The sequence below is a fragment of the Bacillus swezeyi genome (assembly GCF_030908325.1).
GTDB lineage: Bacteria > Bacillota > Bacilli > Bacillales > Bacillaceae > Bacillus > Bacillus swezeyi.
In genome coordinates this window covers 3,694,156-3,719,399 of sequence record NZ_CP133085.1, presented here as the reverse complement: position 1 = coordinate 3,719,399, position 25,244 = coordinate 3,694,156, and the positions used below count along the sequence as shown (strand labels likewise).

At 45.3% G+C, this 25,244-nt stretch carries 21 protein-coding genes and 1 riboswitch; of the genes, 15 read left to right on the top strand and 6 right to left on the bottom strand.

From position 1 onward, the window contains the following. Positions 1-41: 41 nt before the first annotated feature. On the top strand, positions 42-527 hold the full coding sequence (locus tag RBH91_RS18585; RefSeq protein WP_307892486.1) for a GNAT family N-acetyltransferase: 486 nt from the start codon (positions 42-44) through the stop codon (positions 525-527). A 130-nt stretch (positions 528-657) separates the two neighbouring features. On the opposite strand, the gene RBH91_RS18580 is transcribed toward RBH91_RS18585, so the two are convergent. Continuing rightward, entirely contained in the window at positions 658-1,170 is a 513-nt protein-coding gene (locus RBH91_RS18580; protein WP_307892485.1) for a GrpB family protein, read from the bottom strand. A gap of 148 nt (positions 1,171-1,318) precedes the next feature. Here RBH91_RS18580 and RBH91_RS18575 point away from each other — a divergent pair, with 148 nt between their 5' ends. Next, positions 1,319-1,927, top strand: a complete 609-nt coding sequence (locus RBH91_RS18575) for a trimeric intracellular cation channel family protein (protein WP_076760793.1) — start codon at positions 1,319-1,321, stop codon at positions 1,925-1,927. A gap of 181 nt (positions 1,928-2,108) precedes the next feature. Then, positions 2,109-4,436 (top strand): RNA polymerase recycling motor HelD, encoded by a 2,328-nt coding sequence (gene helD, locus RBH91_RS18570; RefSeq protein WP_307892484.1) that lies wholly within the window; start codon positions 2,109-2,111, stop codon positions 4,434-4,436. A gap of 10 nt (positions 4,437-4,446) precedes the next feature. On the opposite strand, the gene RBH91_RS18565 is transcribed toward helD, so the two are convergent. Continuing rightward, positions 4,447-4,857 carry a DUF5412 domain-containing protein gene (locus tag RBH91_RS18565; RefSeq protein ID WP_076760791.1) on the bottom strand — a complete coding sequence of 137 codons (411 nt, stop codon included), beginning with the start codon at positions 4,855-4,857 and terminating at the stop codon, positions 4,447-4,449. A gap of 80 nt (positions 4,858-4,937) precedes the next feature. Next, positions 4,938-6,086, bottom strand: coding sequence for an aminotransferase class V-fold PLP-dependent enzyme (locus tag RBH91_RS18560; RefSeq protein WP_307892483.1), 1,149 nt, complete (start codon positions 6,084-6,086; stop codon positions 4,938-4,940). Positions 6,087-6,251: 165 nt separating this feature from the next. On the opposite strand from RBH91_RS18560, the gene RBH91_RS18555 reads away from it, so the two are divergent. The 3 genes from RBH91_RS18555 (at position 6,252) to RBH91_RS18545 (ending at position 10,140) form a co-directional block, all read left to right on the top strand. Next, on the top strand, positions 6,252-8,264 hold the full coding sequence (locus tag RBH91_RS18555; RefSeq protein WP_307892482.1) for a Na+/H+ antiporter: 2,013 nt from the start codon (positions 6,252-6,254) through the stop codon (positions 8,262-8,264). An 82-nt stretch (positions 8,265-8,346) separates the two neighbouring features. Continuing rightward, a complete protein-coding gene (locus RBH91_RS18550; protein ID WP_076760788.1) occupies positions 8,347-9,207 on the top strand; it encodes an ROK family protein in 861 nt (286 codons plus the stop codon). Positions 9,208-9,294: 87 nt separating this feature from the next. Then, entirely contained in the window at positions 9,295-10,140 is an 846-nt protein-coding gene (locus tag RBH91_RS18545) for an aldo/keto reductase (protein ID WP_307892481.1), read from the top strand. A 48-nt stretch (positions 10,141-10,188) separates the two neighbouring features. Here RBH91_RS18545 and RBH91_RS18540 read toward each other — a convergent pair whose 3' ends face one another. The 3 genes from RBH91_RS18540 to RBH91_RS18530 form a co-directional block, all read right to left on the bottom strand. Further along, the gene (locus RBH91_RS18540) at positions 10,189-11,640 is read right to left on the bottom strand and encodes an MDR family MFS transporter (RefSeq protein ID WP_307892480.1); all 1,452 of its coding nucleotides are present in this window, start codon (positions 11,638-11,640) and stop codon (positions 10,189-10,191) included. Positions 11,641-11,841: 201 nt separating this feature from the next. Further along, positions 11,842-13,701, bottom strand: coding sequence for an LTA synthase family protein (locus RBH91_RS18535; protein ID WP_307892479.1), 1,860 nt, complete (start codon positions 13,699-13,701; stop codon positions 11,842-11,844). A gap of 102 nt (positions 13,702-13,803) precedes the next feature. Beyond that, positions 13,804-14,274 carry a metal-dependent hydrolase gene (locus tag RBH91_RS18530; protein ID WP_076760785.1) on the bottom strand — a complete coding sequence of 157 codons (471 nt, stop codon included), beginning with the start codon at positions 14,272-14,274 and terminating at the stop codon, positions 13,804-13,806. A gap of 227 nt (positions 14,275-14,501) precedes the next feature. On the opposite strand from RBH91_RS18530, the gene sspJ reads away from it, so the two are divergent. The 9 genes from sspJ (at position 14,502) to RBH91_RS18485 (ending at position 25,221) form a co-directional block, all read left to right on the top strand. Further along, a complete protein-coding gene (sspJ, locus tag RBH91_RS18525) occupies positions 14,502-14,645 on the top strand; it encodes a small acid-soluble spore protein SspJ (RefSeq protein WP_148956592.1) in 144 nt (47 codons plus the stop codon). A 172-nt stretch (positions 14,646-14,817) separates the two neighbouring features. Beyond that, positions 14,818-14,994, top strand: a riboswitch (Lysine riboswitch). Positions 14,995-15,106: 112 nt separating this feature from the next. Then, positions 15,107-16,513 carry an amino acid permease gene (locus tag RBH91_RS18520; protein WP_307892478.1) on the top strand — a complete coding sequence of 469 codons (1,407 nt, stop codon included), beginning with the start codon at positions 15,107-15,109 and terminating at the stop codon, positions 16,511-16,513. A 152-nt stretch (positions 16,514-16,665) separates the two neighbouring features. After that, complete coding sequence (locus RBH91_RS18515; RefSeq protein WP_404802453.1) at positions 16,666-17,730, top strand: FecCD family ABC transporter permease; 1,065 nt, start codon at positions 16,666-16,668, stop codon at positions 17,728-17,730. Positions 17,731-17,765: 35 nt separating this feature from the next. Continuing rightward, entirely contained in the window at positions 17,766-18,749 is a 984-nt protein-coding gene (locus RBH91_RS18510; protein WP_307894791.1) for a FecCD family ABC transporter permease, read from the top strand. A gap of 18 nt (positions 18,750-18,767) precedes the next feature. Next, positions 18,768-19,580 (top strand): ABC transporter ATP-binding protein, encoded by an 813-nt coding sequence (locus tag RBH91_RS18505; protein ID WP_307892477.1) that lies wholly within the window; start codon positions 18,768-18,770, stop codon positions 19,578-19,580. Between the two features lie 173 nt (positions 19,581-19,753). Then, positions 19,754-20,488 (top strand): response regulator transcription factor, encoded by a 735-nt coding sequence (locus tag RBH91_RS18500; RefSeq protein WP_076760779.1) that lies wholly within the window; start codon positions 19,754-19,756, stop codon positions 20,486-20,488. Next, a complete protein-coding gene (locus tag RBH91_RS18495) occupies positions 20,478-22,223 on the top strand; it encodes a sensor histidine kinase (RefSeq protein ID WP_307892476.1) in 1,746 nt (581 codons plus the stop codon). The genes RBH91_RS18500 and RBH91_RS18495 overlap by 11 nt, the downstream gene beginning before the upstream one ends. A gap of 154 nt (positions 22,224-22,377) precedes the next feature. Beyond that, positions 22,378-23,814, top strand: a complete 1,437-nt coding sequence (gene uxaC, locus RBH91_RS18490) for a glucuronate isomerase (protein ID WP_307892475.1) — start codon at positions 22,378-22,380, stop codon at positions 23,812-23,814. A gap of 18 nt (positions 23,815-23,832) precedes the next feature. Further along, positions 23,833-25,221, top strand: a complete 1,389-nt coding sequence (locus RBH91_RS18485) for a glycoside-pentoside-hexuronide (GPH):cation symporter (protein ID WP_307892474.1) — start codon at positions 23,833-23,835, stop codon at positions 25,219-25,221. Positions 25,222-25,244: the final 23 nt, after the last annotated feature.

Below are 25,244 nucleotides of genomic sequence, written 5' to 3'. Positions count from 1 at the left end.
ATAATATTTGAAATTATTGGATGGGTTGGAAGGTGATATAAATGGAGTTTAACATTCACAAAATGGAAAAGAAAGACATCCGCCAGGTTCAGCAGGTTGCAAAAGCAAGCTGGAACCATACTTATGAAGGCATGATCCCCTTCGACGTTCAAGAGAAATTCTTGCAGAAAGCATACAATGATGAGAGGATGCAGCAACGTTTGGAACACTCGTTAATTCTCGTTTCAGAAGCTGACGGAAAAATCATCGGTTTTGCTAACTGCTCCTTTGTCAGAGAAGGAGGAGAGGCCAATCTCGCAGCTATTTATCTATATCCGGAATACCAGGGAAAAGGAATCGGAACCGCATTATTGGAAGAGGGAATTAAGCATTTGGAGGGTGTCAAAAAGCTGTTTGTAGAAGTTGAAAAAGATAACCGCAACGGCAAACATTTTTATCAAGCCAAAGGTTTTGAGGATGTCTCCGAATATGAAGAAGACTTTGAAGGGCATATCCTCAAAACAGTCAGAATGGTTTTAAACGTATAAGGGCGGTTTTTGTCTTGTTCACTTCGTCATTTGCACATAATAATACAGTAATACAGCCATGATGAAGGCGATAGCTATTGTGATCAATTTATGCTTTGTTTTTCTTGACATATCAGATGCTCCTTTTCGTCTATTCCTGTTGTTTTGCTTTTTCTATGACCGCTGTAATGAACGACTCTTTTCCTTTTGTGTAGGAGGTGCGGTCATGCGGAAAACGCCGCGCCAAGTCTTTTTTCAATGATTCATAGTCTTTGCACGTTTGCAGGTGCTCTCTTAAATAATGTCGGAATCTCAGCTGATTTTTCCACTCTTCGCTCTGAAAGACATAAATATGCAGGTGATGTGTCCCAGCTTTCCATTGTCCTTTTCTAAAAAAACGTCTTGCCGGAAATGCTTCGTGAATGACATGCTCATAGCCGAGCTTTTGAAGCGGTTCAATGAAGCGGTCAACCTCGCCAAGGTGCTTTACACCAGCCATTAAGTCAATCACGGGTTTTGCAGCCAGTCCGGGAACAGAGGTGCTGCCGATATGTTCGATTGCCAGCGCGGTTTTTCCGAAGATCTCGTGCAGCTGCTTTTTTTCTTCTTCATATTGCACCAGCCATGAGTCATTTGCATTTTCTATGATAATAGGCTGTTCCATCCAGCTCCCTCCTTCATTTTATTCGGTTTTTCGCTGATATAAAGGATGATTCCTATATTATAAAACATTTTGTTTCACAGGGTTGATTTAAAGGATGAAGAAGTTATAAAATCAAAAAGATTGAAGATGAGTATGGAGGACACCTTAGATGGCTTGGGAAGTGTTGAGCATCATCGGAACGATTGCTTTTGCGATCAGCGGGGCGATTGTCGCAATGGAAGAAGAGTATGATATTTTAGGAGTTTATATATTGGGGATTGTCACTGCCTTTGGCGGGGGAGCCATCAGAAATTTACTGATCGGAGTCCCTGTATCTGCCTTATGGGAGCAGGGGGCGCTGTTTCAAATCGCTCTCGTGTCGATCACGTTTGTGTTTTTGTTTCCGAATCTGCTGTTGAAGCATTGGAAGATATGGGGCAGTTTTTCAGACGCAATCGGACTATCAGCATTTGCGATACAAGGGGCATTATATGCCGTCCACATGAACCATCCGGTCAGCGCAGTGATCGTTGCAGCGGTATTGACCGGCAGCGGCGGCGGAATGATCAGGGATCTCTTGGCCGGGCGCAAGCCGCTTGTCTTGAAAACCGAGATTTACGCCGTTTGGGCCGCTTTAGGCGGATTGATCATCGGGATGGGCTGGGCAGAGAAGCCTTTCACATTGTATATGCTTTTTGCCGTTCTTGTTGCATGCCGTGTATGCTCCTACATGTTTAATTGGAAACTTCCGAACCGCTCGATACGGTCAAACAGCTGAATAACCATAAAAAAAGCCGATTTTTCATTGATTGAAAAGTCGGCTTTTTGTTGATTTTATTGATGTTGTTATGATAAGATGAAGTGTATTTTAACATTAATTTTCAATATTTATAATTATATCCATAATTATTTTATCATGAATCTTTTTCGATGTCAAATCTTTTTAGGGAGTGATCCGCATGGAAGAAACCAATAAGGAATGGCTTGAAGAGGAGAAACGAATTGAACTCGTTTTAAAAGAATTAGATCGAAAGCTTCATTCTCTAAAGAGAAAGACCGGCGGCATAAAAGAGGACATCATTGGTTTAAGAAAAAACTTTTGGAATGATGTGACATTGAACTTGGCCGATGAAAATGAAGCGGTCGAAACATTTTCAAGCATTAAACAGCAGGCGGAAGTTTTATCAGAAAGGGAGAGAAGCCATAAGCAGTTTTACAGCCAATTGAAAAAGTTTTTAAAAGTGAAGAATTCACCTTATTTTGGCCGCGTCGACTTTTTAGAGGATGGAGATGAAACGGCTGAATCTGTATACATCGGACTCGGTTCATTGATGGATGAGAAGGAAGAGCGGTTTTTGATCTATGACTGGCGGGCGCCGATCTCCAGTTTGTTTTACAACCATGCGCCCGGGCCGGCTCAATATGAGGTTCCGGAAGAAACGATCAACGGAACGATAGAGCTGAAACGGCAGTTTCTCATCAAAAACGGCCGGCTGAAAGCAATGTTTAATACAGATATGGCGATTGGGGATGAACTGCTGCAGGAAGTGCTGGGGAATCAGGCCAATATCCAGATGAAAAGCATTGTTGCGACGATTCAGAAAGAACAAAATCAAATCATTCGCAATGATACGAGCCGTTATTTAATTGTCGAAGGGACGGCGGGCAGCGGAAAAACGTCGGCAGCGCTTCAGAGGGCAGCTTATCTGCTGTACCGCGGGCGAGGACGAATCGAGTCCAATCAATTGCTGCTTTTTTCTCCGAATCTTCTTTTTAACAGCTATGTTGCCAATGTCCTGCCGGAGCTTGGCGAAGAAAACATTCAGCAGACAACGTTTCAGGAATATTTGGAACGGCATCTCGGAAAGCAGGTGGCTTGTGAAACGCCGTTCGATCAATTGGAATATTGTTTGACGGCTTCGGAAAATGAAGATGACCCGGGCCGGATGAAATCGATTGCTTATAAATCGAGCCTAGCGTTCAAAGCCCTTATTGATGATTATGCAAGCTATTTGGCGAAAGGACACTTGCTGTTTAAAAATATTGTTTTCCGCGGAAAAAGAATCGTAGCAGCCGATCAAATCCGTGATTTCTTTCAAACGCTGGATTCCTCAGAACCGCTTCCATACCGGATTGAGCTTACGGCGAAATGGCTACTGAAGATATTGAAAACACAGGAGCAGGAGGAAAGAAAAAAAGAATGGCCGCTTGAAAAAATCGAGCTGCTGGATAAAGAGGAGTATTTGAAAGTCTATAAACAGCTTCAGGAAGAACGGCGGTTTGCCGAGGATACCTTTGATGATTATGAGAGGGAGCAAGATCTGCTCGCAAAAATGATTGTCGAAAGGGAATTCAAACCGCTGATACAAGCAGTGAAGGCATTAGGCTTTATTGACTTCAAGAGAACGTATTTGCAGCTCTTTTCAGACTGGAATCATTCGGTCCCCCGTCCGGATGGCTGGGAAAGCATTTGTGCATACACGGCAAAAAGCTTTCACTACAGCCGGATGCCGTATGAAGATGCCGTTCCGTTTTTATATGTGAAAAACCATATCAAAGGCGGAGGAAAAAATACGTCAGTCCGGCATTTATTCATTGATGAGGCGCAGGATTACTCGCCATTTCAGCTGGCTTTTCTCAAACAGCTGTTTCCTGCATGCAAAATGACGATTTTAGGTGATTTTAATCAAGCGATTCTTGCCCATACATCTCGTGAAAAAGCGCTTCTTTCAAAGGAGGTGTTTGAAGGGGAGAAAACGGAGACGATCAAGCTGAAGCGAAGCTATAGATCGACAAGGGAGATCGTTGAGTTTACAAAGCGAATGGTGAAGGGCGGCGATGAGATCGAGGCTTTTAACCGGGAGGGTGTAAAGCCGACATTAACGGTCTCGACCGATGAAGCGGCCCATCATGAAAAAATAGCTACCTGCATTAGGGGCCTTCAACATAAAGGGAGGGAGACAATTGCGGTCATCTGCAAAACTGTTCAGGAATGCAGAGAAGCGGCAAGGCATCTGCAAAATGATACGGAGCTGAAGCTGATGGATAAAGAAACGCGCACATTCCGAAAAGGTGTGCTGGTGATCCCCGTATATCTTGCAAAAGGCATCGAGTTTGACGCCGTCATCCTCTATGACGGCTCGAAAAAACGATATTGGCGCGAAAGAGAGCGGACGCTGTTTTACACCGCCTGTACAAGAGCGATGCATGAACTCCACCTTTTTTCACTTGGAGAGGAAAGCCCGTTTTTAAATGATATTCCGGGCGGGATGTACACAAGGAGATGAGAGTGACACATCACTCTCTTCTCCAATCATATGTATCTGTACGGACGTCGAGCACCTTGTTATTAATGGATACATGATGGTTGTCTTTCCATTTGACTTGTGCGTCATACTCTTTATATCCCCAATAAATATTCCTCTGTTTGCCGGTTGAGACGTTTGTCAATTCTCCTCTGACGGAATAAGAGCCGGTTGCACGGCCTTTCTTCACCCTATATATGTTTAATTTGTATTGCTGGTTTGGCGAAGAAGAAGATTGAATCCATTTCCCCTCCGGCAAATGATTCATCGAGTAAAAATGGGTATATACCACATAACTGATGGGAATGCCGACTGCAAGGATGATCGCCAAAAGTGCAAACACGACTTTTCTGCGGCTGTTCTTTTTTGTCTCTTCTAATTCTTCATCGATATAGCTCTTCAATATGTCTCATTCCTTGATGAAAAATGTTTTTTTATAGTTTAAGTAAAAAATCCTTATCTGTCTATTTTGAAGCCATGCCCCTAGATTTTACGGCGGCCGTGCATCAATGCGGCAATCGCATCAATTGTACGTTCAATTTCCTCTTTCGTATTATAAAAATGGGGGGCGATTCTGATCACATCATTTCTCGATGATGTGATGATGTTTTTTTCCCGCAATAAGGACTCGATTCGGGATGCCTGTTCGGAGCGAATCGAAATCAGGCTTGTTCTGTTATGAACGGTTTGCGGACCGATGATCTGCAAGCCTTTTTCTTTGCCGTGCTGTAAAGAAAATCGGGCAAGCTTTTGCAAATAAGATTCGATCTGAACAGGTGCGGCTTCAAGCAGCAGCTTGAGCGCCGCGTCTGCTGCATAAAGGCCGATGAATGACGGTGTACCGGTTTCAAAGCGTTTCGCCCCCTCTGCAAAGCCTGAGTGATGCAAATCAAACGCAAATGGCTTGTCCTTGCCGAACCAGCCGGTCATTTTTGGCTGAAACTGTTCAGAGAGTTCGCGTTTGATATACAAAAACGCCGTCCCTGGAATGCCGAGCATGTATTTGCGTGTCCCCGCCGCGAGAATATCGATGTCCATGTCTTTGACATTGATCGGAATATGTCCGGCGGATTGGTAAGCATCCACAAATAAAAGGGAGCCTTTTTGATGGACGATGCCAGCGATATCTTTCAGATTTTGTTTAAAGCCATTGTAATAGCTGACATGCGGTACACACGTCAAAAGTGTCTGATCGCTGATCTGCTTTTCAAATTGCTCTAAGCGAATCATGCCGTCTTCGCCATGTATAACGGCGAGGTTATATTTGAAGCGGTCTTGTGCCAGCCAAATTTGGCCGATGGCAGGGAAGTCGATGTCTGTGAAAACAATCTGATTTCTGCGAGGCTGTTCAGGAAGAGACACGGCGATTGCCGAAACTGCGTCGGAAACAGATGATAAAACGGCGATCTCCTCTTTTTCAGCTCCGATCAGCCGGGAGAACTTTTCCTTTGCCTCTTCCATCTTTTTAAGAAGCGCTTCCCAATTCAAACCGCCCTTAAGAAGTGCGCTGCGATACTCATCAATCGCCCCTGAAACAGGAAGTGCCAAAGCGCTTCCTGAGCAGGCGCCCAGGTGAATATGTGTTGACAATACGGGAAATAAAGAACGGTAAGCATGATATGGATGATCCATGATATTCCCTCCCGCAATAAAACTTCGTTTTTGCTGTAGAAAAACCTCTTTTCAGCTCTGTACACCGCGAATGTATATGTTCCTCGATTTCATGAATACTGAACAAAGAAGAACTCATTCATGACAGCCGTCAGGACTGCTTCGCGGCAGTTAGGAGGTGCATCAGTGACCGTTTTCCTCGCCGTTTTGGTTTTGCTGACCATCATTGCAATCTCAAATATCGTTCATCGGTTTCTTCCATTTGTTCCGGTCCCTCTCATTCAGGTGGGATTAGGCATCATAGCGGCTGCTTTTCCGGGCGGTCTCCATATTTCGCTCAGCCCAGAGCTGTTTTTCGTTTTATTCATCGCACCGCTTTTGTTTCATGACGGAAGGAGGATACCGAGAAATGAATTATGGAAATTGCGGACGCCGATCCTGCTTTTGGCATTTGGTCTCGTCTTTGTGACCGTGCTTATAGGCGGATATGCGATTCATTGGCTGATTCCGCAAATTCCATTAGCAGCCGCTTTTTCGCTCGCTGCCATCTTATCGCCGACAGATGTTGTAGCCGTCAGTGCGCTTTCGAAAAGAATCAATTTGCCCAAGGATATGATGCGTCTTCTTGAGGGAGAGGGCTTAATGAACGATGCATCAGGACTTGTCGCCTTTAAATTTGCTATCGCTGCAGCTGTGACAGGCGCTTTTTCCTTGTCTGAGGCTGTGCTCAGTTTTTTTATCATTGCGATTGGCGGGCTTTTTAGCGGGGCTGTTCTTTCTTTTTTAATTCTGAGGTTTCGATATTTGCTCCGCCGCTTAGGGATGGAGGATGTCACCATGCATATGCTGATTCAAATCCTGACGCCATTTGTGATTTATTTGGCGGCTGAAGAGCTCGGCGTATCGGGCATCCTCGCTGTTGTGGCAGGCGGCATCACTCATGCGGCCGAGCATGACCGAGCCGAATCGGCAATGGTCAAGCTGCAAATCGTTTCATCCAGCACCTGGGGGGTCATTTTGTTTATTTTAAACGGCCTCGTGTTTGTCATTCTCGGCTTGCAAATGCCTGAGGCGCTATCCGTCATTTTTGGCGATGAAGCGTTTAATAATGCAAAAGTCATCAGCTACATCGTAATTATTACACTGCTTTTCATGAGTCTTCGCTTTATGTGGGTTTTTCTATTTTGGCAGGGGAATTGGGGGCAGCAAATAAAAGCGGCTTCAGGAAGGGATAAGCTGCGCTCGATACTGCAAATTTCAATATCCGGTGTGAGGGGCGCCGTCACGCTTGCCGGAGCGTTTTCGATTCCTTTCGTATTAGAGAACGGCCGCCCTTTTCCAGAACGTGATTTGATCATTTTTTTAGCCGCCGGCGTCATTTTGTGCACATTGCTGACGGCAAGCATCTTTTTGCCGCTGCTTTCTGAAAGAAAAGTGCAATCAGCCGCCGGCAGCCAGCTGCAAAGCGTAAGAAGAAAGTTAATGAAAACAACGATCAAGGCTTTAAAAGAGGAGATGAACGAAAAAAACCGAGCTGCTGCTTTAGCCGTCATATCGGAATACAATGAGAGATTAAAGGGGCTCAAAGTGGAGCAGTATTCCCTGAAACAGCATTTGCGCCTCAAAAAGATGGAAAACAAAATCCGTATTTATGCTTTGAAAGCTGAACAGGCGGAACTAGAAAAAATGCAGAAAAACAAACAGATTACAGATCAAATTGCACATCAGCTGCAAGAAAGGCTGCGAGAAAAGGAACTGCTTTTTTCCAATCCGTTTAAAGCAGATGTTTCACTCATGAAATGTCAGCATCTGATCGAGAGCCTGTTCTCCGCCAGCCGTAAGCAAGACATGCAGCGGCCCTCCGATCGAAACGGCGATATGCTGAGAACATCCCGAATCCAAACGGCAAAAGCGGCAATCGAAGCGGTAAAAAAACATATGAATGACGATAATCAAGAGGCGTCCAAGTCCGTCATCGCCTTTTACCGCCACTTCATCCTCACGCTTCAGCACGGTGATGCCGGCCGAAGGAAAAGCAGCCGTTATGAAAGACAGAAAAAAGAGATCCGTTTAAAATCGGTGCAGATCATTCGCAATGAAATTCAGCAGCTGTTTGAAAGCCGGCAAATTTCCAGGGAAACGGCCTATCGGCTCCGCCAGTACATGAATGACCTGGAAGCCTCGATGCTGTATGAATAGAATAGGCTTCAATTGCTTTCCTCCATTGTCTGATTTATCATTCAATTGTAGAAGTTAAAACAGACGAAAAGGAGTACAGAGGATGAACTATTACGGTGCAATTGAGGCGGGCGGCACAAAATTTGTTTGTGCGGTTGGAACAGAAAACGGGGAAATCATAGACAAGCAGACATTTCCGACGGAAACACCTGAAGAAACAATCGGAAGGCTCATCACTTTTTTTGAAAATCATCATCTCACATCATTGGGAGTCGGTTCGTTTGGACCTATTTCTGTGGCGAAGGGGAAGGACAACTACGGCTATATTACAAATACGCCCAAATTGGCTTGGCGCAACTATCCTTTGATTCCTGAACTTAAAAAAAGGCTGGGTATTCCCGTTTCTTTCACAACAGATGTCAATGCCGCAGCATTGGGGGAAATCAGCAAAGGAGCAGCACAAGGGCTGAACAGCTGTTTATATATTACGGTTGGGACCGGAATCGGCGCCGGGGCGATTGTCGGCGGTGAATTAGTTCAAAGCGCTTCACATCCTGAAATGGGTCATATTCTTATCAGACGCAGTCCGCAAGATTCTTTTAAGGGAAACTGCCCGTATCACAATAACTGCCTTGAGGGGATGGCAGCAGGCCCGGCTCTTGAAAAACGCTGGGGACAACAAGGAAAGGAATTAGCCGGCCGAAAAGAGGTATGGGAACTTGAAGCCGATTATTTAGCTCAAGCGCTCATGCAATACATCCTTATTTTATGCCCCGAGAAAATCATTATGGGCGGCGGGGTCATGAAACAGCAGCAATTGTTTCCGCTCATTCGGGAAAAGCTTTCTGAATATGTAAACGGATACGTTGATCTGCCTGATCTCGATCAGTATATCGTACCGCCGGGACTGGGTGACAACGCGGGGATCACGGGAGCGCTCGTTTTGGCCCTTTCTGCCGAATGAGCAATTTATTATGTCAAATCCCTCCATTATGAGATAATGGAGGTGATGCTGTAAACGCATCTGAATAAAAGAAAGGTGGTCGTTCAAATGGTAAGCAGTTTAAAGGATACTGTGACATTACATAACGGAGTAAAAATGCCTTGGTTTGGTCTTGGAGTTTTCAAAGTGGAAGAGGGCAGCCAGGTCGTTGAATCTGTTAAAGCAGCCATTAAAAACGGATACCGGAGTATCGATACGGCTGCTATCTATCAAAATGAAGAAGGCGTCGGCAAGGGAATTAAAGAATCAGGCATTGCCCGCGAAGAGCTTTTCGTCACTTCAAAAGTGTGGAACAGCGACCAAGGCTATGAAAAAACATTGGCGGCATTTGATGAAAGTCTTAGAAAACTCGGCCTTGACTACCTTGATTTATATCTGATTCATTGGCCGGGGAAAGACAAAGGCAAATATAAAGAGACATGGCGCGCGTTAGAAAAGCTGTACAAAGACGGCAGAGTGAAAGCCATCGGCGTCAGCAACTTCAATGTGCATCATTTGGAAAGCTTATTGGCAGAAGCGGAAATCAAACCGATGGTCAATCAAGTTGAATTCCATCCGCGGTTAACACAGCTCGAATTAAGAGATTACTGCAAAAAGCAGGGCATCCAGCTGGAAGCATGGTCTCCGCTCATGCAGGGGAAACTGCTTGATCATGAAGTGCTGACTGAAATCGCTAATAAATACAATAAATCCGTTGCACAGGTTATTCTGCGCTGGGATCTGCAAAACGGAGTCGTCACCATCCCGAAATCAGTCAAAGAACACCGCATTATTGAAAATGCCGACATTTTTGACTTTGAATTATCAAAAGAAGATGTGGAAAACATCAATGCGCTCAACAAAGATGAGCGTGTAGGTCCAGATCCTGAAACAATGGACAGAGGATTTGAATGATCTTAATCGTAAAAAAATCCCGGGTTCTATAAAAGAGCCCGGGATTTTTTATTTTTCGTGAAGAACGAGACGGCTTTTCGCCTGTTTTCTTCTGCGGTCGTCCAAACGGCCGCGGTGGTTTTGCTTAATAAAGAATGAGAGGATCAATCCGATCCCGGATAAAGCAGCCGCGGTCATAAACGCCAGATTGACTCCGTGAATCATCGCCGTATCTGAACCGGGGCCAGCCGGATCGGCAAGCGCCCGCTGTGTCATGATGGTAATCAGAACAGCCGTGCCGATCGATCCCGACATTTGCCTCATCGTGTTATTCATGGCTGTGCCGTGCGGAATCAAATGGCGCGGCAGCTGGTTCAGCCCTGCTGTCGTGACAGGCATTAACACCATCCCCATCCCGATCATCCGAATCGCGTAGACCGTGGAAAGATAGGCGAATGGAGTTGTTGTGGACAAGTGGGTTAATAACAGCGTTGTAACGAATATCGCTGTTAAACCGGTGATGCTCAAGATGCGCGCGCCGATTTTATCAAATATTCTTCCTGTAATCGGGGACATCAGCCCCATCACCACAGCGCCCGGAAACAGCATCATTCCGGATTCCATTGCGGTGAAATGGCGCATATCCTGCATGTAAATCGGGACGATCGTCGCCGCTCCGATCATCGCCATAAAGACGACCATGCCGATAACAGTGGCGAGCGTAAACATCGGGTATTTAAACACCCTGAATTCTAAAATCGGCTCTTTTAAATGGAGCTGCCTCCAAATGAACCAAAAAAGTGTGACACTTCCGACAGCAAAGCCGATCAGCACATCGACGCCGGTCCAGCCGACAACACCTGCGCTGCTGAAGCCGTATAAAATGCCGCCGAAACCCAAAGAAGACAAAATGATTGAAGGCACATCCATCTTAGGAGATGTTTGTTCTGTCACATTTTTTAAAATAAAATAGGCGACAATCATGTCAATGATAGCGAATGGCAGCAAGAGATAAAACAGCACTTCCCATGGGTAGCGATCGACGATCCAGCCGGACAAAGTCGGTCCGATCGCAGGGGCAAAGGCAATAACAAGACCCACCATTCCCATAGCAGAGCCGCGTTTTTCCTTCGGGAAAATCAATAAAAGCACCGTCTGCATCAATGGCATCATAATCCCTGCACCGGCCGCCTGCACGATTCGTCCCACTATCAAAACAGGAAAGCTGAAGGAGAGAGCGCAAATCAGCGTTCCCGCTGTGAATAAAGCCATTGCTGCCATAAACAGCTTTCTGGTTGTAAATTTTTCAATTAAAAAAGCCGTAACAGGAATCATGATTCCGTTCACGAGCATAAAAATCGTCGTCAGCCACTGGGCAAGGCCGGGTGTAATGTTTAAATCTTTCATGATCGGCGGAAGAGCCGTCGTCAGCAGCGTCTGATTTAAAATCGCGATAAAAGTCCCTGTAATCAGGACGGCTACAATCGGTAATTTATTTGTTGTATGTTGTGTTTCACTCATTTTAAAACCTTCTTAATCATCATATTTTTATAACACTTTATGAAATAATCGCTACTCGAAATATCCTTGCTTTTTCAGGGTAACGAAGGAGCTCCAAAACCGCAAGTTCATTTCAAATATTCGGTATATAATACCCATCCGTCACCCAATTTAAACAGCCCCTTAAAGCGGGCGCGCGAGCCGGCTTTAAGGGGGAACGCACTATTTTTTATAAAATCTCAGCAAATCTCCATTGATGATTTTATCGGACAGGGAAAGCTCCTCATTTGCTTTTTCTTCAAAAGGACCGCATTTACCCTTGGCATCTTCAATGATCTCTCCGGTTTTTTGCCTGTAGCAAATATTTTTCGTGTAAATATAGTCATCGGTGATAAAGCTTCCGTTTCTTAAGACGGCAAAAGGCATTCTCTCTTTAGAAAAAAGGTCATTGCCGAAATGGACCATGCCTTTTGTATCAATTCCGAGCAGGTGAAGCAATGTCGGTTTGACATCCATTTGTCCGCTCGTATCAGATATCGTTTGCGGGTCTTTGTCCGTGATGCCCGGAATGTGGATGATCAGCGGAACCCGCTGGAGCTGGACGGTATCATACGGAGTCATTTCCTCTTTTCCTAAAAACTGTGCAAGAGCCTCATTGTGTGCTTCAGAAATTCCGTAGTGGTCTCCCATCAGGACGATGACCGATTGATCATAGAGCCCGTTTGCTTTCAGCTTCGCGAAGAAATGTTTCAATGATTCATCTTGATAACGGACAGTTGTAACATAACGGTTTAAAACCTCACTATCTGAATCATATTCATCAATCAGCTGATCCTTGTCATCAATTTGAAACGGAAAATGATTCGTCAATGTAATCAGGCTGCTGTAAAACGGCTGTGGCAGATCCTTCATCAGATCGGCCGACTGGTTTAAAAACTCCTCATCTTTCAGCCCCCAGCCGGTTGAATTTTCAGGCGTTACATTGAAATGCTCGACATCAAAAAAGCTGTCAATTCCAAGAGATTTGTACATGACGTCCCTGTTCCAGAATTTCTTATGATTGGCGTGAAAAACGGATGAGGTGTAGTCATGTTTCGCCAGTGTTTTATACATTGAATTGTACTCATTCTCACTTTTTGTGAAAAATACCGAACCGCTCAAAGAAGGATAGAGCGAGTTGGCGACGATAAATTCAGAATCGGATGTTTTACCCTGTTCTGTCTGCTGATAAAAATGGTCGAAATAATAGCTTTTTTTTATGAGATCATTCATAAACGGTGTAATGTCTTCCCCGTTTACTTTCTCATGAATGACGAAGTTCTGGGTTGATTCAAGCGTTACAAAAATGACGTTTCGGCCTTTAGCGATCCCGAACATATCCTGATTCGGCTTGCTGTAGTCGGCATTCGTATAATTTTCGATCGTCGCCAGGCTGTTTTCATCGGCAACCGCTTTTTGCGTTAAATTAAATGTTTGTGAAATGCCGTCAAGGAAATGAAATTGATAGAGCCCGATATTTTTCACCAGTACTTCCCGGTCATATGAATAAGTTAAAAATCTTGGCTGTTCAAGTTCTGATAAAGCAATGTTAAAAAGCGTCATCCCGACAGCTGCCATATAATAGATCTTGACGGCTCTCGGAGATGGCTTGATCCCCGTTCTTCTGCGGGTTTTTGCCAGCCAAATGAGCAGCGCCAAATCAAAGAATAGAGCGATGAACATCGGATCGAACAGTTCCTGAAAACTGCTTCCAAGCCCCCCGAGGTTTTTGGCTTGAAACAACACGGGGATCGTTATGAAATCAATATAGAAACCATAAAAAATGCTGTTTGAGATTAGAACGCCCGTCAGTATAACATTCGCCCCGATTAAAAACAGGCGCTGTGTTTTTTCGCGGAAATAGAGGGTGATGCCAAATACAGGGATGAGAAAGCTAAGCGGGTTTAAAAACAGAATCAGTTCCTGAAGCCAGTTGTCAATCTGTAAATCGAATCCAATTTTGTAAATGAAATATGTTTTCATCCACATGAAAAAAATCGATAAGCATAAAAACCATTGCTTTTTGAAAAATTGTTCCTTCATTTATCAATAGCTCCTCACATATAATCAAGCCCCGCAATAAAACACTTTAAGTTTAAACTACTAAAAAAAGCTTCGGCTGGCAAATCAATTACACCGTGAAATTCAAGCCATTAAACCGGCTATAAAATAACACGAAAGAATGGTGAGGGCTGCCAAGACAGCCTGTTCGGCCTTCCCGCCCGTCTTGATATAAAGCGGAAGGCGGAACTTGATGGAGGACGGAAAGAAAAGCTTGATACCGTTTGTCGTACCTGCATCAAGGAGCAAATGGCTGGCCATTCCCGCCATCAGTCCGACAAGTATGCTCTGATCAGTTAAATATAAATGCGCTGCAAATGCGGTAAGCAGCAAAAAGAGCAGGCTGTGTGTAAATGTCCGATGTCCAAAAATGGAGCTGATCAGTGTTGATAAAATCGGAAGCCTCCTGCCTATTTTGCTTTTCGTATGGCAAATATCCGGTATTAATGCTCCAAGAGTACCCGAAGCCGTCATCAATATTGGATCATATCCATAAAAATAAGCGACAGCCGTACAAGAAGCGACTCCCCCCATGATGTGTGTTTTTCCTGTCATATCGCTTCTCCTTTAAGACCTATAACAAATTCCTAAAGAAAACTATATCAAGAGATCTAATGGCCATCAAGACTGATTCTGACAACTTTAGGCCGTCTTTTTTGAATTTTTTCAGCAGAATAATCTAAAAAGATGCCGGTATAAAAAGCTTTTTATTGATATCTTGAATAATTTTTAAATGAAAAGCCAAATTAACATTGTATCACATGATTAAAGAGGTGATTCATTTGGGTTTTCTCTTCAATAAAGACAGAGGAAAAAGCAAAGCCAAAGACCAAAGTGCCATTCAAGGGGCGCTTCAAGACGCAGGTGCAGCGTTAAAAGGAGATCCTCTGCAAGAGGCCGTCAACAAAAAGAAAAATAACCGATAATCGTCTATAGATGGATGGAAATTGATTCTATCCGCCAAGGCTGCCGCTAAAGGCGGCCTTTTCTATTCACAAAAGCATGCTGATCCGGATTTCCATCACTTCCCTTTGACAGATCAATATTTCTCTGGTAACCTTCGGGAGTGAATATGTGATAAATCCTCACTCTTAACTCTAGTGAGGTAGAGGTTGCGCGGATGATGAGTCACACGTGTGAGGCCGATGGGGTCTATGATCATGTGTAAAAGGCATCAGCGCCGAAGCATAAGGAAGCCATTCATTCTTTATGCTGGGCCTGCATTGAATAAGTGCAGGACTGCCGCGGGTTTTCCCGCGGAGGGCTATCCGGGGATCAAGAGTGTATGTTAATTTAGCATGGACTTTTGTTCATGCTTTTTTTATTTTAAATGATCTCACGGTCTGGTCCGGCATATTTTTTATAAAATGCTCGGAGGTTAAATCTTATGGAACAGACAAAAAAATGGGGCTTCTGGCTTCTTACGGCATTTGTTGTCGGCAATATGGTCGGCTCGGGAATTTTTATGCTCCCAAGCACACTCGCCCAGACGGCGAGCCCGTTCGGCGTAACGGCGGCATGGCTTGTGACGGGTGCGGGCGTGTTAATGATCGCCCTTGTATTCGGACATTTATCGATTCGCCGTCCAGATCTTAAAGCGGGGCCGCAAAGCTATGCAAGAGCCTTATTCTCAGATCGTAAAAAAGGAAATGCTGCGGGCTTTACAATGGTGTGGGGCTACTGGGTGGCAAGCTGGATCAGCAATGTGGCCATCATCACGAGCCTTGCCGGCTATTTGACAACTTTCCTGCCGATTTTAACTGACGGACGTGAGCTGTTTGAACTTGGCGGCCATTCCGTTTCACTTGGACAGCTTTTGACGTTTATCGTTTGTACGATTTTATTGTGGGGCACGCATTTTATCCTTGTCTCTAGTATAAACGGAGCCGGAAAGCTTAACTTTTTGACAACCTTTTCTAAAGTGCTTGGATTCGTCCTGTTTATTGTTGCTGGATTATTCGTTTTTCAGGTGTCTTTATTTGAATCATTTTATTTTCCCATTGAATCAGAAGGCAAAAGCCTAGGACTCGGAGGACAGGTTCACAATGCAGCGATTTCAACCCTGTGGGCGTTTGTCGGCATCGAGTCGGCCGTTATCCTGTCAGGGCGCGCATCCTCTCAGAGGGATGTCAAACGTGCGACGATTACCGGGCTGTTGATTGCCCTCAGCATTTATATGATCATTACTTTAATTACGATGGGGATCATCCCGCATGATCAGCTGCAGGCTTCAGATAAACCGTTCGTTGATGTGCTGCATGCGATTATCGGAGGCTTTGGCAGCGTGGTGATGGCGGTTTTGGCGATCATTTCCTTGTTCGGCTCTATGCTCGGCTGGATTTTGATCGGTTCCGAGGTTCCATATCAGGCAGCAAAGGCCGGCGATTTTCCCGCGTTCTTTGCGAAAACGAACAAAAAAGGAAGCCCGGTCAATTCTCTGCTCGTCACCAATCTGATGTCACAGATTTTTATCTTCTCAACGATTTCGGGAACGATCAGTCAAGCCTTCACGTTTTTAACAACGTCGGCGACGCTTGCTTACCTTGTTCCTTATCTCGTGGCTGCTATTTTCAGCTTGAAGCTGATCCTCAAAGGCGACACATATGATGAGCTGAAAGGATCGCGAACAGGAGACGGTATCATCGCATTGGCCGCCCTTGCGTATTCTTTATGGGTGATTGTTTCGGGTACTTCCGACTGGACCACTTTTATTTTAGGAATCGGGCTGTTTTTTGTCGGTCTTGCGATCTATCCGTTCGTCTATAAAAAGTTCAGCCAAAATCAGGCTTCATAAGCTTCAGGCCAGCCGGATCTTCAGTGGAAGACCGGCTGCTTTTTTTATTTCAGCGAAATTTTTTATTAAAAATTTTGCTTAAGGCTGTTATACTATAGAATGAAAATGATAATCGTTATCGATTGCAAATCGAATGAAAGGAATGTCATCGATTGGGGTCATACAGAAACATACGTCATATCAACAGCGGGGATGAGCAGGACAATGAACAGCGTCCGGTTAGCCGTCCCCTTGGAGCGGTTTTTGTCCTTGCGGCCGGGATGATGCTTTTGCTTTTTGGCGCGGCATTGTCGATTGCGCTTGGTGCGGCAGATATCAAACTCGGCACTGTTTGGGACGCGCTTTTTCATTTTAATGAGAAAATGACGACCCATCAAATTATACAGGAGCTGAGGCTGCCAAGAACGGTCAGCGCGGCTCTCGTCGGCGCCTGTCTGGCCGTCTCCGGCGCGATTATGCAGGGCATGACGAGAAACCCGCTTGCATCTCCGGAAATTATGAGTGTAACACAAGGGTCAACCTTTGCTATCGCCATCGCTTTTGCCTTTTTTCCAGGGATTTCATCGATCGGTCTGATGATATGGTCATTTGCCGGCGCAGGCTTTGGAGCCGCGATCGTTTTTGCGGTCGGGATGTTTTCAAGAGGAGGCCTTTCTCCGGTGAAGCTGGCTTTGGCGGGAACGGCTGTGGGAACTTTCCTGAGCGCAATCTCCTCAAGCATTGCGATCCACTTCGATGTGGCGCGCGATATGAGCTTTTGGTATGCCGGCGGTATTGCGGGCATGAAATGGCTGAGCATCCAGCTTTTGCTTCCGGCAGCAGCGCTCGGCATGACGCTTGTCTTTTTCATCGCCCGTTCGATTACGGTGTTAAGCCTGGGGGAAGAATTGGCAAAAGGGCTTGGCCAATATACAAAAACAGTCAAAACGATCGGAATCATTTCCGTTGTTTTGCTGACTGGTGCAGCTGTATCTGCAGCTGGAGCCATAGGTTTCATCGGTCTGATCATTCCCCATATCACCCGCTTTTTAGTCGGAGTGGATTATCGCTGGATTATACCTTGTTCAGCTGTGTTGGGGGCCGTGCTCCTCATTTATGCAGATATAGCGGCACGGATGATCAACCCTCCATTTGAAACACCTGTCGGCGCGGTTACAGCGCTCGTCGGTGTGCCATTCTTCCTCTATTTGGCCCGCCGGGAAAGGAGGGGGCTCTAATGGAGGCGATTAAGAAAAAAAGCAGCCGGGCAGCAATGGTCATGCTGATCATGGCTGTGCTGACGATCGCGGTATTCTTGCTCAGCATGAATACGGGAGAAATACGAATCGCTCCGCTTGATGCGTTGAAAACATTATTCGGCTTTGGTACACCGCAAGATGAGCTGGTGCTTTTTGAATTCCGTCTGCCCCGCATGGTGCTTGCCATGCTGATCGGCGCAGGGGTCGCTATAGCAGGCGCCGTCTGGCAGGGTGTATCTCAAAACGACCTGGCGGACCCGGGGATACTGGGAATCAATGCCGGTGCGGGCTTTGCCGTTGTGCTGTTCATCTTCTTTTTCCAAGGCTCAATCGACGGTCTGCAAACAAGCACGATTTTTTCCTTGCCGATTTTTGCATTTTTTGGGGCCGGTTTTGCGGTTATTCTGATTTATTTGCTGGCGTGGAAAAAAGGGCTCGATCCCATCCGCCTCGTGCTGGTCGGAATCGGGGTCAATGCGGCATTTGCCGCAGCCATCTTGATGCTGCAGCTGAAAATGGACCCGAATGATTTTATGCAGGCGGCTGTTTGGCTGTCAGGAAGCATTTGGAGCTCAAATTGGAGCTCTGTTTCAGCGACCCTGCCGTGGATTGTCGTGCTTATTCCTTTTATCCTCTATAAAGCGCGCTATTTAAATGTACTGAACCTCGGTGATCAGATTGCTCAAGGCCTTGGAACAGCTGTTGAAAAAGAGCGGCGCATACTGTTGTTGGCAGCAGCTGCCCTAAGCGGCGCCTGTGTGGCAGCAGGGGGCAACATCACCTTTCTCGGTCTGGTTGCCCCGCATATCGCGAGAAGACTTGTCGGGCCGAAGCATCAGCTGTTGATACCTGCGTCGGCTCTGACCGGTGCATTGCTTTTTCTGCTGGCTGATTTGCTCAGCAGGGTGGTTCTGGCACCTTCGGAGATTCCCGTAGGGCTTGTCATTTCCGCTTTGGGAGCGCCGTATTTTATCTATTTGCTGATGAAAACAAATTAAAGAAGGGAAGATTGCAAGGTGTCTCTTTCTACAAACAAGCTGGGGATTGCCTACGGCGAACAGACGATTGTCGAAAACTTAAATCTCAATATACCAAAAGGAAAAGTGACGACCATGATCGGTCCGAACGGCTGCGGCAAATCAACGATCTTAAAGACGATGGCGAGATTACAGCGTTCGAAAACGGGCGCCGTTTATTTGAACGGCCAGGCGATCCATCAAATGTCAACGAAAGAGATCGCCAAACAAATGGCCATCCTTCCGCAAACGCCTGAAGCACCCGGAGGGCTTACCGTCTATGAACTTGTATCATACGGCCGCTTTCCGCACCAAAAAGGCATGGGCAGACTGACGGCCGATGACCGCCGCATCATCGAATGGTCGCTTCAGGTCACGGGAATGCAGCCGTTTTATGAACGGCCGATTGAAGCTCTTTCCGGAGGACAGCGCCAGCGCGTCTGGATTGCGATGGCTCTTGCTCAGGAGACCGAGCTGCTTTTGCTTGATGAACCGACAACTTATTTAGATTTGGCGCATCAGCTTGAAATTCTTACACTTTTGGAGAAACTGAATAAAGAAGAAGGCAGAACGATTTTGATGGTCATCCACGATCTGAACCATGCAGCCCGTTTTGCCCATCATATGGTGGCATTGAACAAAGGCGCGATTATTAAAGAGGGAGCGCCGCATGACGTGATGACATCTGAGGTATTGAAAAAGGTTTTTCAAATTGACGCGGAGATCGTATCAGATCCGCGCACAGGCAAACCGGTATGTCTGACTTATGACCTTTTGAAAAAAGAAGAGGGCTCGAGGCTGGCAACCGGCTGACAGACATCGATAAGGTGTCTGTTTTTTGTTCCATTTTTTATACAGTCGATTAAATGATTTCTAAAAAAGTTTATTTTTACTTTAAAATATGAAAACGGCCGCCGATATAGATAGGATAGATGGTAAGATGGGATATAAGAAAACATGGTATAGAGAGAAAGGAAAGAAGGATAGTGGAAAATGCAGCAATTTTGATTGTGGATGATGAAGATGCCATCGTTCAAATGGTGAAGCGTGTCCTGACGAAAGAAGGGTTTAATGAAGTGTTGACAGCGAACAGCGCTGAAGAAGCCCTTGAAATCGTCAAAAAAGAAACCGTACATTTAATTCTGCTTGATGTCATGATGCCGGGACAGACCGGATTTGACGTTTCACCCGAAATCAAGCGGCACACAAATGCCCCGATCTTTTTTCTGACGGCGAAAACATCTGATCTAGACAAGCTGTCCGGGTTTGCCTATGGTGCCGATGATTATATTACAAAACCTTTTAATCCGCTGGAATTAATAGCTAGAATTAAAGCTCATTTAAAAAGAACGTATATACATAAAGAGGTCGCCGCTAGTTCGGCAGCTTCAGCTTACGAGTATGAACGCTTTACATTTCATCCCGATTTCGCAGAGCTAATCGTTGATGGCGAAGCCGTCAGCTGTTCGGCGCAGCTTCTTCAGCTTCTGCAATACTTTTGCGATCATCCGAACAGGGTGCTTTCAAAGGATCAAATTTATGAGAAGGTATGGGGTGTGCCATCTTACGGCGACAGCAATACGGTGATGGTTCATATCCGAAAATTGAGAGAGAAAATCGAAGAAGACCCGAGCAACCCCGAATATATCGTCACGATTCGCGGCCTGGGGTACAAGTTCATGCCAAGCCCTGCAAGAAAAGGGATGAAGGATGAAGCTTAGGGGAAAATTAGTTGTCCATTTCGTCAGCCAAATTTTCCTGATTTTAGCTCTTGTCGTCGCGACTTTGTTTTTATCCTTGATCTTTTTCGCTCTCCGGTTAAGTGAGAGCGAAGCTGACACCGGTTTGGCGAAAGCTACTTCAGACACTTTTGAAACCTGGGTTACTGTCGATGAAAATAACAATTGGCACATTGAAGACATCTTAAAATCGGCCGTTGATAAGCAGGGGGGCTGGCTGCAGATATTAAACGGGAAAGAGGAGACCGTTTATTCCTATCGTCTTCCGCCGGAAATCCAAAGGCAGTATTATAGGGAAGACCTGGTGTCAGTCTTTGATAAAAAAAGAATCAAAAAATATAAGGTGAACTTTTGGTCTGCCAATTTTAATGATAAAGACTACGTCATTCTCTTCGGATGGGAGTCGAAAAGCGACACGATCCTGTCTTTTTTGGAGAAAGAAGAAAAAGATTTAGCAGACCTTTCCTCCTATAAAAAAAGCACGCTTGAATTCATTAAGAAAAACCAGGGGTCCGTCTATCTGTTTAGTGAAAAAGGCAAGCTTTTAAAATCGCTCTACCAAGATATTGATTACAGCCAGGGAATCAATGAATTGGAGCTTTTAAAATATGGATCAAAGCCGTGGAACTATGAGCATGAATTTTCATACAGACGCTTAAGCGCGACGGAATGGCTGATCGCCGCAACACCGAATCCGATTTTTAATCCGGATCACGAGTTCAACCGATCGATGATCGGTCTTGCGTTAAAACTTATTCTCCTTGTGATCGGCATTCTGCTTCTTTTGATGACAACGATGACCCTTTGGTATTCTTTCAGGTTCGGCATGCCGATCATCCATACGATTAAATGGATTACTAATCTTTCAAGAGGCCGCTTTGAAGAACCGCAAAACCGGAAGGGCCGTCCGAGAAGCAGAAATAAAAAGGGAAAAAGGAAACAGCCTTACCGGCTGTTTACCGAAGTTTTTGAATCGATGGAGCAGCTGGCAGAAACGCTGCAGAAAGATGAGCAAAACCGGAAAAAGATTCAAACGACGAGAGAGGAATGGATTGCGGGGCTGTCCCATGATTTAAAAACACCGCTCAGCACGATCTACGGCTACAGCATGATGCTCGAGTCCCCAAATTACGAATGGTCAAAAGAAGAAATTTGCGAAATCGGCCAGGCGATGAAAGAAAAATCAGATTACATGTCACAGCTGATTGAAGATTTGAATTTAACATACAGATTAAAAAACGACGCCTTGCCGATGAAACGGGAGCCGGTCAGGCTTGTGCCGTTTTTAAACAGCTTTGTTGAAGAATTCAAGCGCCATTCGTTTTCAGAAGGTTACCACGTGTTATTTGAGTATCAACATGAAGAGACAATGTTTGAGATTGACCGGAGCTGGTTCAGAAGAATTTTGGAAAACCTTCTCGCCAATGCAGTCAAACATAATAAAAAAGGCACCGCCATTAAAGTGATTCTCGAAGAATCAAAACAATACATCAATCTTAAGATACAAGACAATGGCAAAGGAATGGACTCTGAAACCGTCTCAAATTTATTCAACCGCTACTACAGGGGAACGCATACAAAAGATGCAACAGAAGGAAGCGGCCTCGGCCTCGCTATTTCCCTTGAGCTTGTCCACCTCCATGACGGATGCATCCAAGTCGACAGCCGGACAGGCTGGGGGACGGAAATTACGATGGAATTTAAGAAAAAGCCTTAGGAGCTGCCGGCTGATACCGGCAGTTTTTTCTTGAGAAAATAATGGAAAAATTAAGCCGGGTGATATAAAATAAGAGTGAAATGTTAACGTTCACATTTTTCTGCGGATCATTATGTTCACGTTAACATAAATAATCAAAGGAAGGTGAAAAGCAGTGAAAACGTTTCTGAATGACGATTTTCTTTTAACGAATGATACGGCGCAAGCTTTGTACCATCAGTATGCAAAAGGGATGCCGATTATCGACTACCACTGCCACTTAAGTCCGAAAGAAATCTACGAAAACAAAACCTTCAAAAATATCACCGAAGTGTGGCTGTACGGTGATCATTACAAGTGGAGGGCGATGCGGGCGAACGGAATAGCCGAAGCATACATTACGGGAGATGCACCTGACGAAGATAAGTTTAAAGCTTGGGCTAAAACCGTTCCGATGACGATTGGAAATCCGCTTTATCATTGGACACATTTAGAGCTGCGGAGATTTTTCGGCATCTATGAACTGCTTGATGAAAAGAGCGCCCCTGAGATTTGGAAACAGGTCAATGAAGCGTTGAGCGGAGAAGGCTTCGGCGCAAGAGACTTGATCGAAAAATCAAATGTTGAAACAGTCGTAACGACGGACGACCCGACAGACAGCCTTGAGTATCATTTAAAGCTGAAAGATGAAGAATTCAATGTAAGCGTTTTACCGGGCTTCAGGCCGGACAAGGCGCTGGAAATCAATCAGGAAGGGTTTGGCGGCTGGGTAAAAAAACTTGAAGCAGTGAGCGCCCTGCAAATTGACAATTATGACGATTTTTTGAAAGCGCTTAAAAATAGAATTGATTTTTTCCATGAAGCGGGAGGCCGGATTTCGGACCATGCGATCAATCAAATGACTTATTTGGAAGCAGATGAAAAAGAAGTGCGGCCGATCTTTGCGAAAGCGATAAACGGCGGCCGGGTTTCATTTGAAGAAGAGTCCAAATTTAAGTCACTTACACTGCATTTTTTGGGAACCTGCTACGCAGAAAAGGGCTGGGCGATGCAGCTGCATATTAACGCCCTGAGAAACAACAGCAGCAAAATGCACGAAATGCTCGGGCCTGATACAGGCTATGACGCCATCAATGATCAGGATATCGCAAAGCCTCTATGCCGCTTTCTTGATTCTCTTGACCAAAAAGATGCCCTGCCGAAAACGATTCTCTATTCCTTAAATCCCCGGGACAATGTCGTGATTTCGAGCTTATGCGGAAGCTTTCAGGATGGACGGATACCGGGAAAAATGCAGCATGGGACGGCCTGGTGGTTTAATGATACGAAGGACGGAATGCTCGAACAAATGAAATCACTTGCAAACATTGGGCTCTTGAGCCGTTTTATCGGAATGCTTACCGATTCTCGAAGCTTTCTGTCTTATACAAGACACGAATATTTCAGACGCCTGCTCTGTGATGTCATCGGCAGCTGGGTTGAAAAAGGCGAAGCGCCGGATGATCTCGAGCTGCTTGGGAAGATTGTCAAAGGGATCTGCTATGAAAATGCAAAACATTATTTTCAATTTGAGGTGAAAGACCGTTTGAACGTTAAATCAGAAAAATGTTAGCAGAGGAGCTGCTTTCCCATGGAAATCCAGACGAACAAACAGACTGAAACAGCTGTCGCCACGCCAGAGAAATTAAGTTTAAAAGAAAAGGTTTCTTATGGTTTCGGAGATTTTGGGAACGGATTCATGTTTGACCTCGGACAGCTGTATCTATTGAAATTTTTTACGGATGTAGCCGGCATTCCGGCAGCGGCGGCAGGAGGCATTTTTCTCGTGAGCAAGCTTTTCGCAGCTGTCGTAGACCCAATCGTGGGAACATCGATCGATTACCGGAAGAATATCGGGCCAAAAGGGAAATTCAGGCCGTATTTATTATACGGAAGCTTTGTGCTCGCCATTTTGACAGTGCTGACATTTATTTCGCCAAACCTTTCACCGGCAGGCAAATTGATTTATGCTTATGCATCATACATGCTTTGGGGACTCGGCTATTCCTTTGTCAACATCCCTTACGGATCACTCGGCGCTGCCATGACACAAAATTCGGTGGAACGGACATCGCTCGCTTCTTTTCGTCAGGCCGGATCACTCGGCGCCCTCTTTGTAACGAGTATTGTCGTCATCCCGATGATTGTCAGGTTTGACAACCCTGCGGTCGCATATCCGGTTGTCATGGGTCTGATGTCCTTGCTGGGCGTGCTGTTCTTCTACATCTGCTACCGAAATTGCAATGAACGGATTATTGTCAAAGATGAAAAGTACAAGCAGGAAAAAGTGACTTTCAAGGCGATTTCCAAAACGTTTTTTACGAATAAACCGCTGTTGACGCTCATTCTCATGACGATTTTTACGATTTCCGCCTATAACATCAAATCTGCGATGCTGATTTATTTTGCGCAGTATAACCTTGGCAATGCCGAGCTGATGGCCTATATGAACTTTATAATCATCGGTTCTTCCTTTATCGGCGTCATCATGCTGCCAAAGCTAGTTAAACTTTTCGGGAAGAAGCAAACCGCGATCTTCGGTCTTGGGATTTCCGTTTGTGCGGATCTGATCAACTTTTTCGTGCCGAGCAATGTCTTTGTATTTACGATTCTCGCCAGCATCGCATTCATCGGCATCAGCATTCCGAACGGAATCACATGGGCATTTGTATCAGATGCGATCGATTATGGCGAATGGAGAACAGGGGAGCGAAAGGAAGGAACCGTATATTCGCTGTTCAATTTTTCAAGAAAACTCGCTCAGTCGCTTTCAGGCTTCCTGTCGGGGATCGGGCTCGGCATCATCGGCTATGTTCCGAACGTCGCCCAAAAAGCGGGGACGCTGCTCGGTATTAAAGCGATTCTGCTGTTATATCCTGCAGCGGCATTGGCAACGGCCATGCTCGTCCTCGGCTATCTGTACCGTCTGACAGATCAGAAGCATGCCGAAATGGTTGCTGAGATCGAGTCGAGGACATAGCCGAATATCACTTTCTAAAAAGC

Coding starts and splice junctions, on each gene's coding strand:
- RBH91_RS18585 (WP_307892486.1), top strand. CDS start 42: ATGGAGTTTAACATTCACAAAATGGAAAAGAAAGACATCCGCCAGGTT.
- RBH91_RS18485 (WP_307892474.1), top strand. CDS start 23,833: ATGGAAATCCAGACGAACAAACAGACTGAAACAGCTGTCGCCACGCCA.
- RBH91_RS18545 (WP_307892481.1), top strand. CDS start 9,295: ATGGTAAGCAGTTTAAAGGATACTGTGACATTACATAACGGAGTAAAA.
- RBH91_RS18575 (WP_076760793.1), top strand. CDS start 1,319: ATGGCTTGGGAAGTGTTGAGCATCATCGGAACGATTGCTTTTGCGATC.
- RBH91_RS18510 (WP_307894791.1), top strand. CDS start 17,766: ATGGTCATGCTGATCATGGCTGTGCTGACGATCGCGGTATTCTTGCTC.
- RBH91_RS18530 (WP_076760785.1), bottom strand. CDS start 14,274: ATGACAGGAAAAACACACATCATGGGGGGAGTCGCTTCTTGTACGGCT.
- RBH91_RS18560 (WP_307892483.1), bottom strand. CDS start 6,086: ATGGATCATCCATATCATGCTTACCGTTCTTTATTTCCCGTATTGTCA.
- RBH91_RS18540 (WP_307892480.1), bottom strand. CDS start 11,640: ATGAGTGAAACACAACATACAACAAATAAATTACCGATTGTAGCCGTC.
- RBH91_RS18550 (WP_076760788.1), top strand. CDS start 8,347: ATGAACTATTACGGTGCAATTGAGGCGGGCGGCACAAAATTTGTTTGT.
- RBH91_RS18580 (WP_307892485.1), bottom strand. CDS start 1,170: ATGGAACAGCCTATTATCATAGAAAATGCAAATGACTCATGGCTGGTG.
- RBH91_RS18535 (WP_307892479.1), bottom strand. CDS start 13,701: ATGAAGGAACAATTTTTCAAAAAGCAATGGTTTTTATGCTTATCGATT.
- RBH91_RS18495 (WP_307892476.1), top strand. CDS start 20,478: ATGAAGCTTAGGGGAAAATTAGTTGTCCATTTCGTCAGCCAAATTTTC.
- RBH91_RS18520 (WP_307892478.1), top strand. CDS start 15,107: ATGGAACAGACAAAAAAATGGGGCTTCTGGCTTCTTACGGCATTTGTT.
- helD (WP_307892484.1), top strand. CDS start 2,109: ATGGAAGAAACCAATAAGGAATGGCTTGAAGAGGAGAAACGAATTGAA.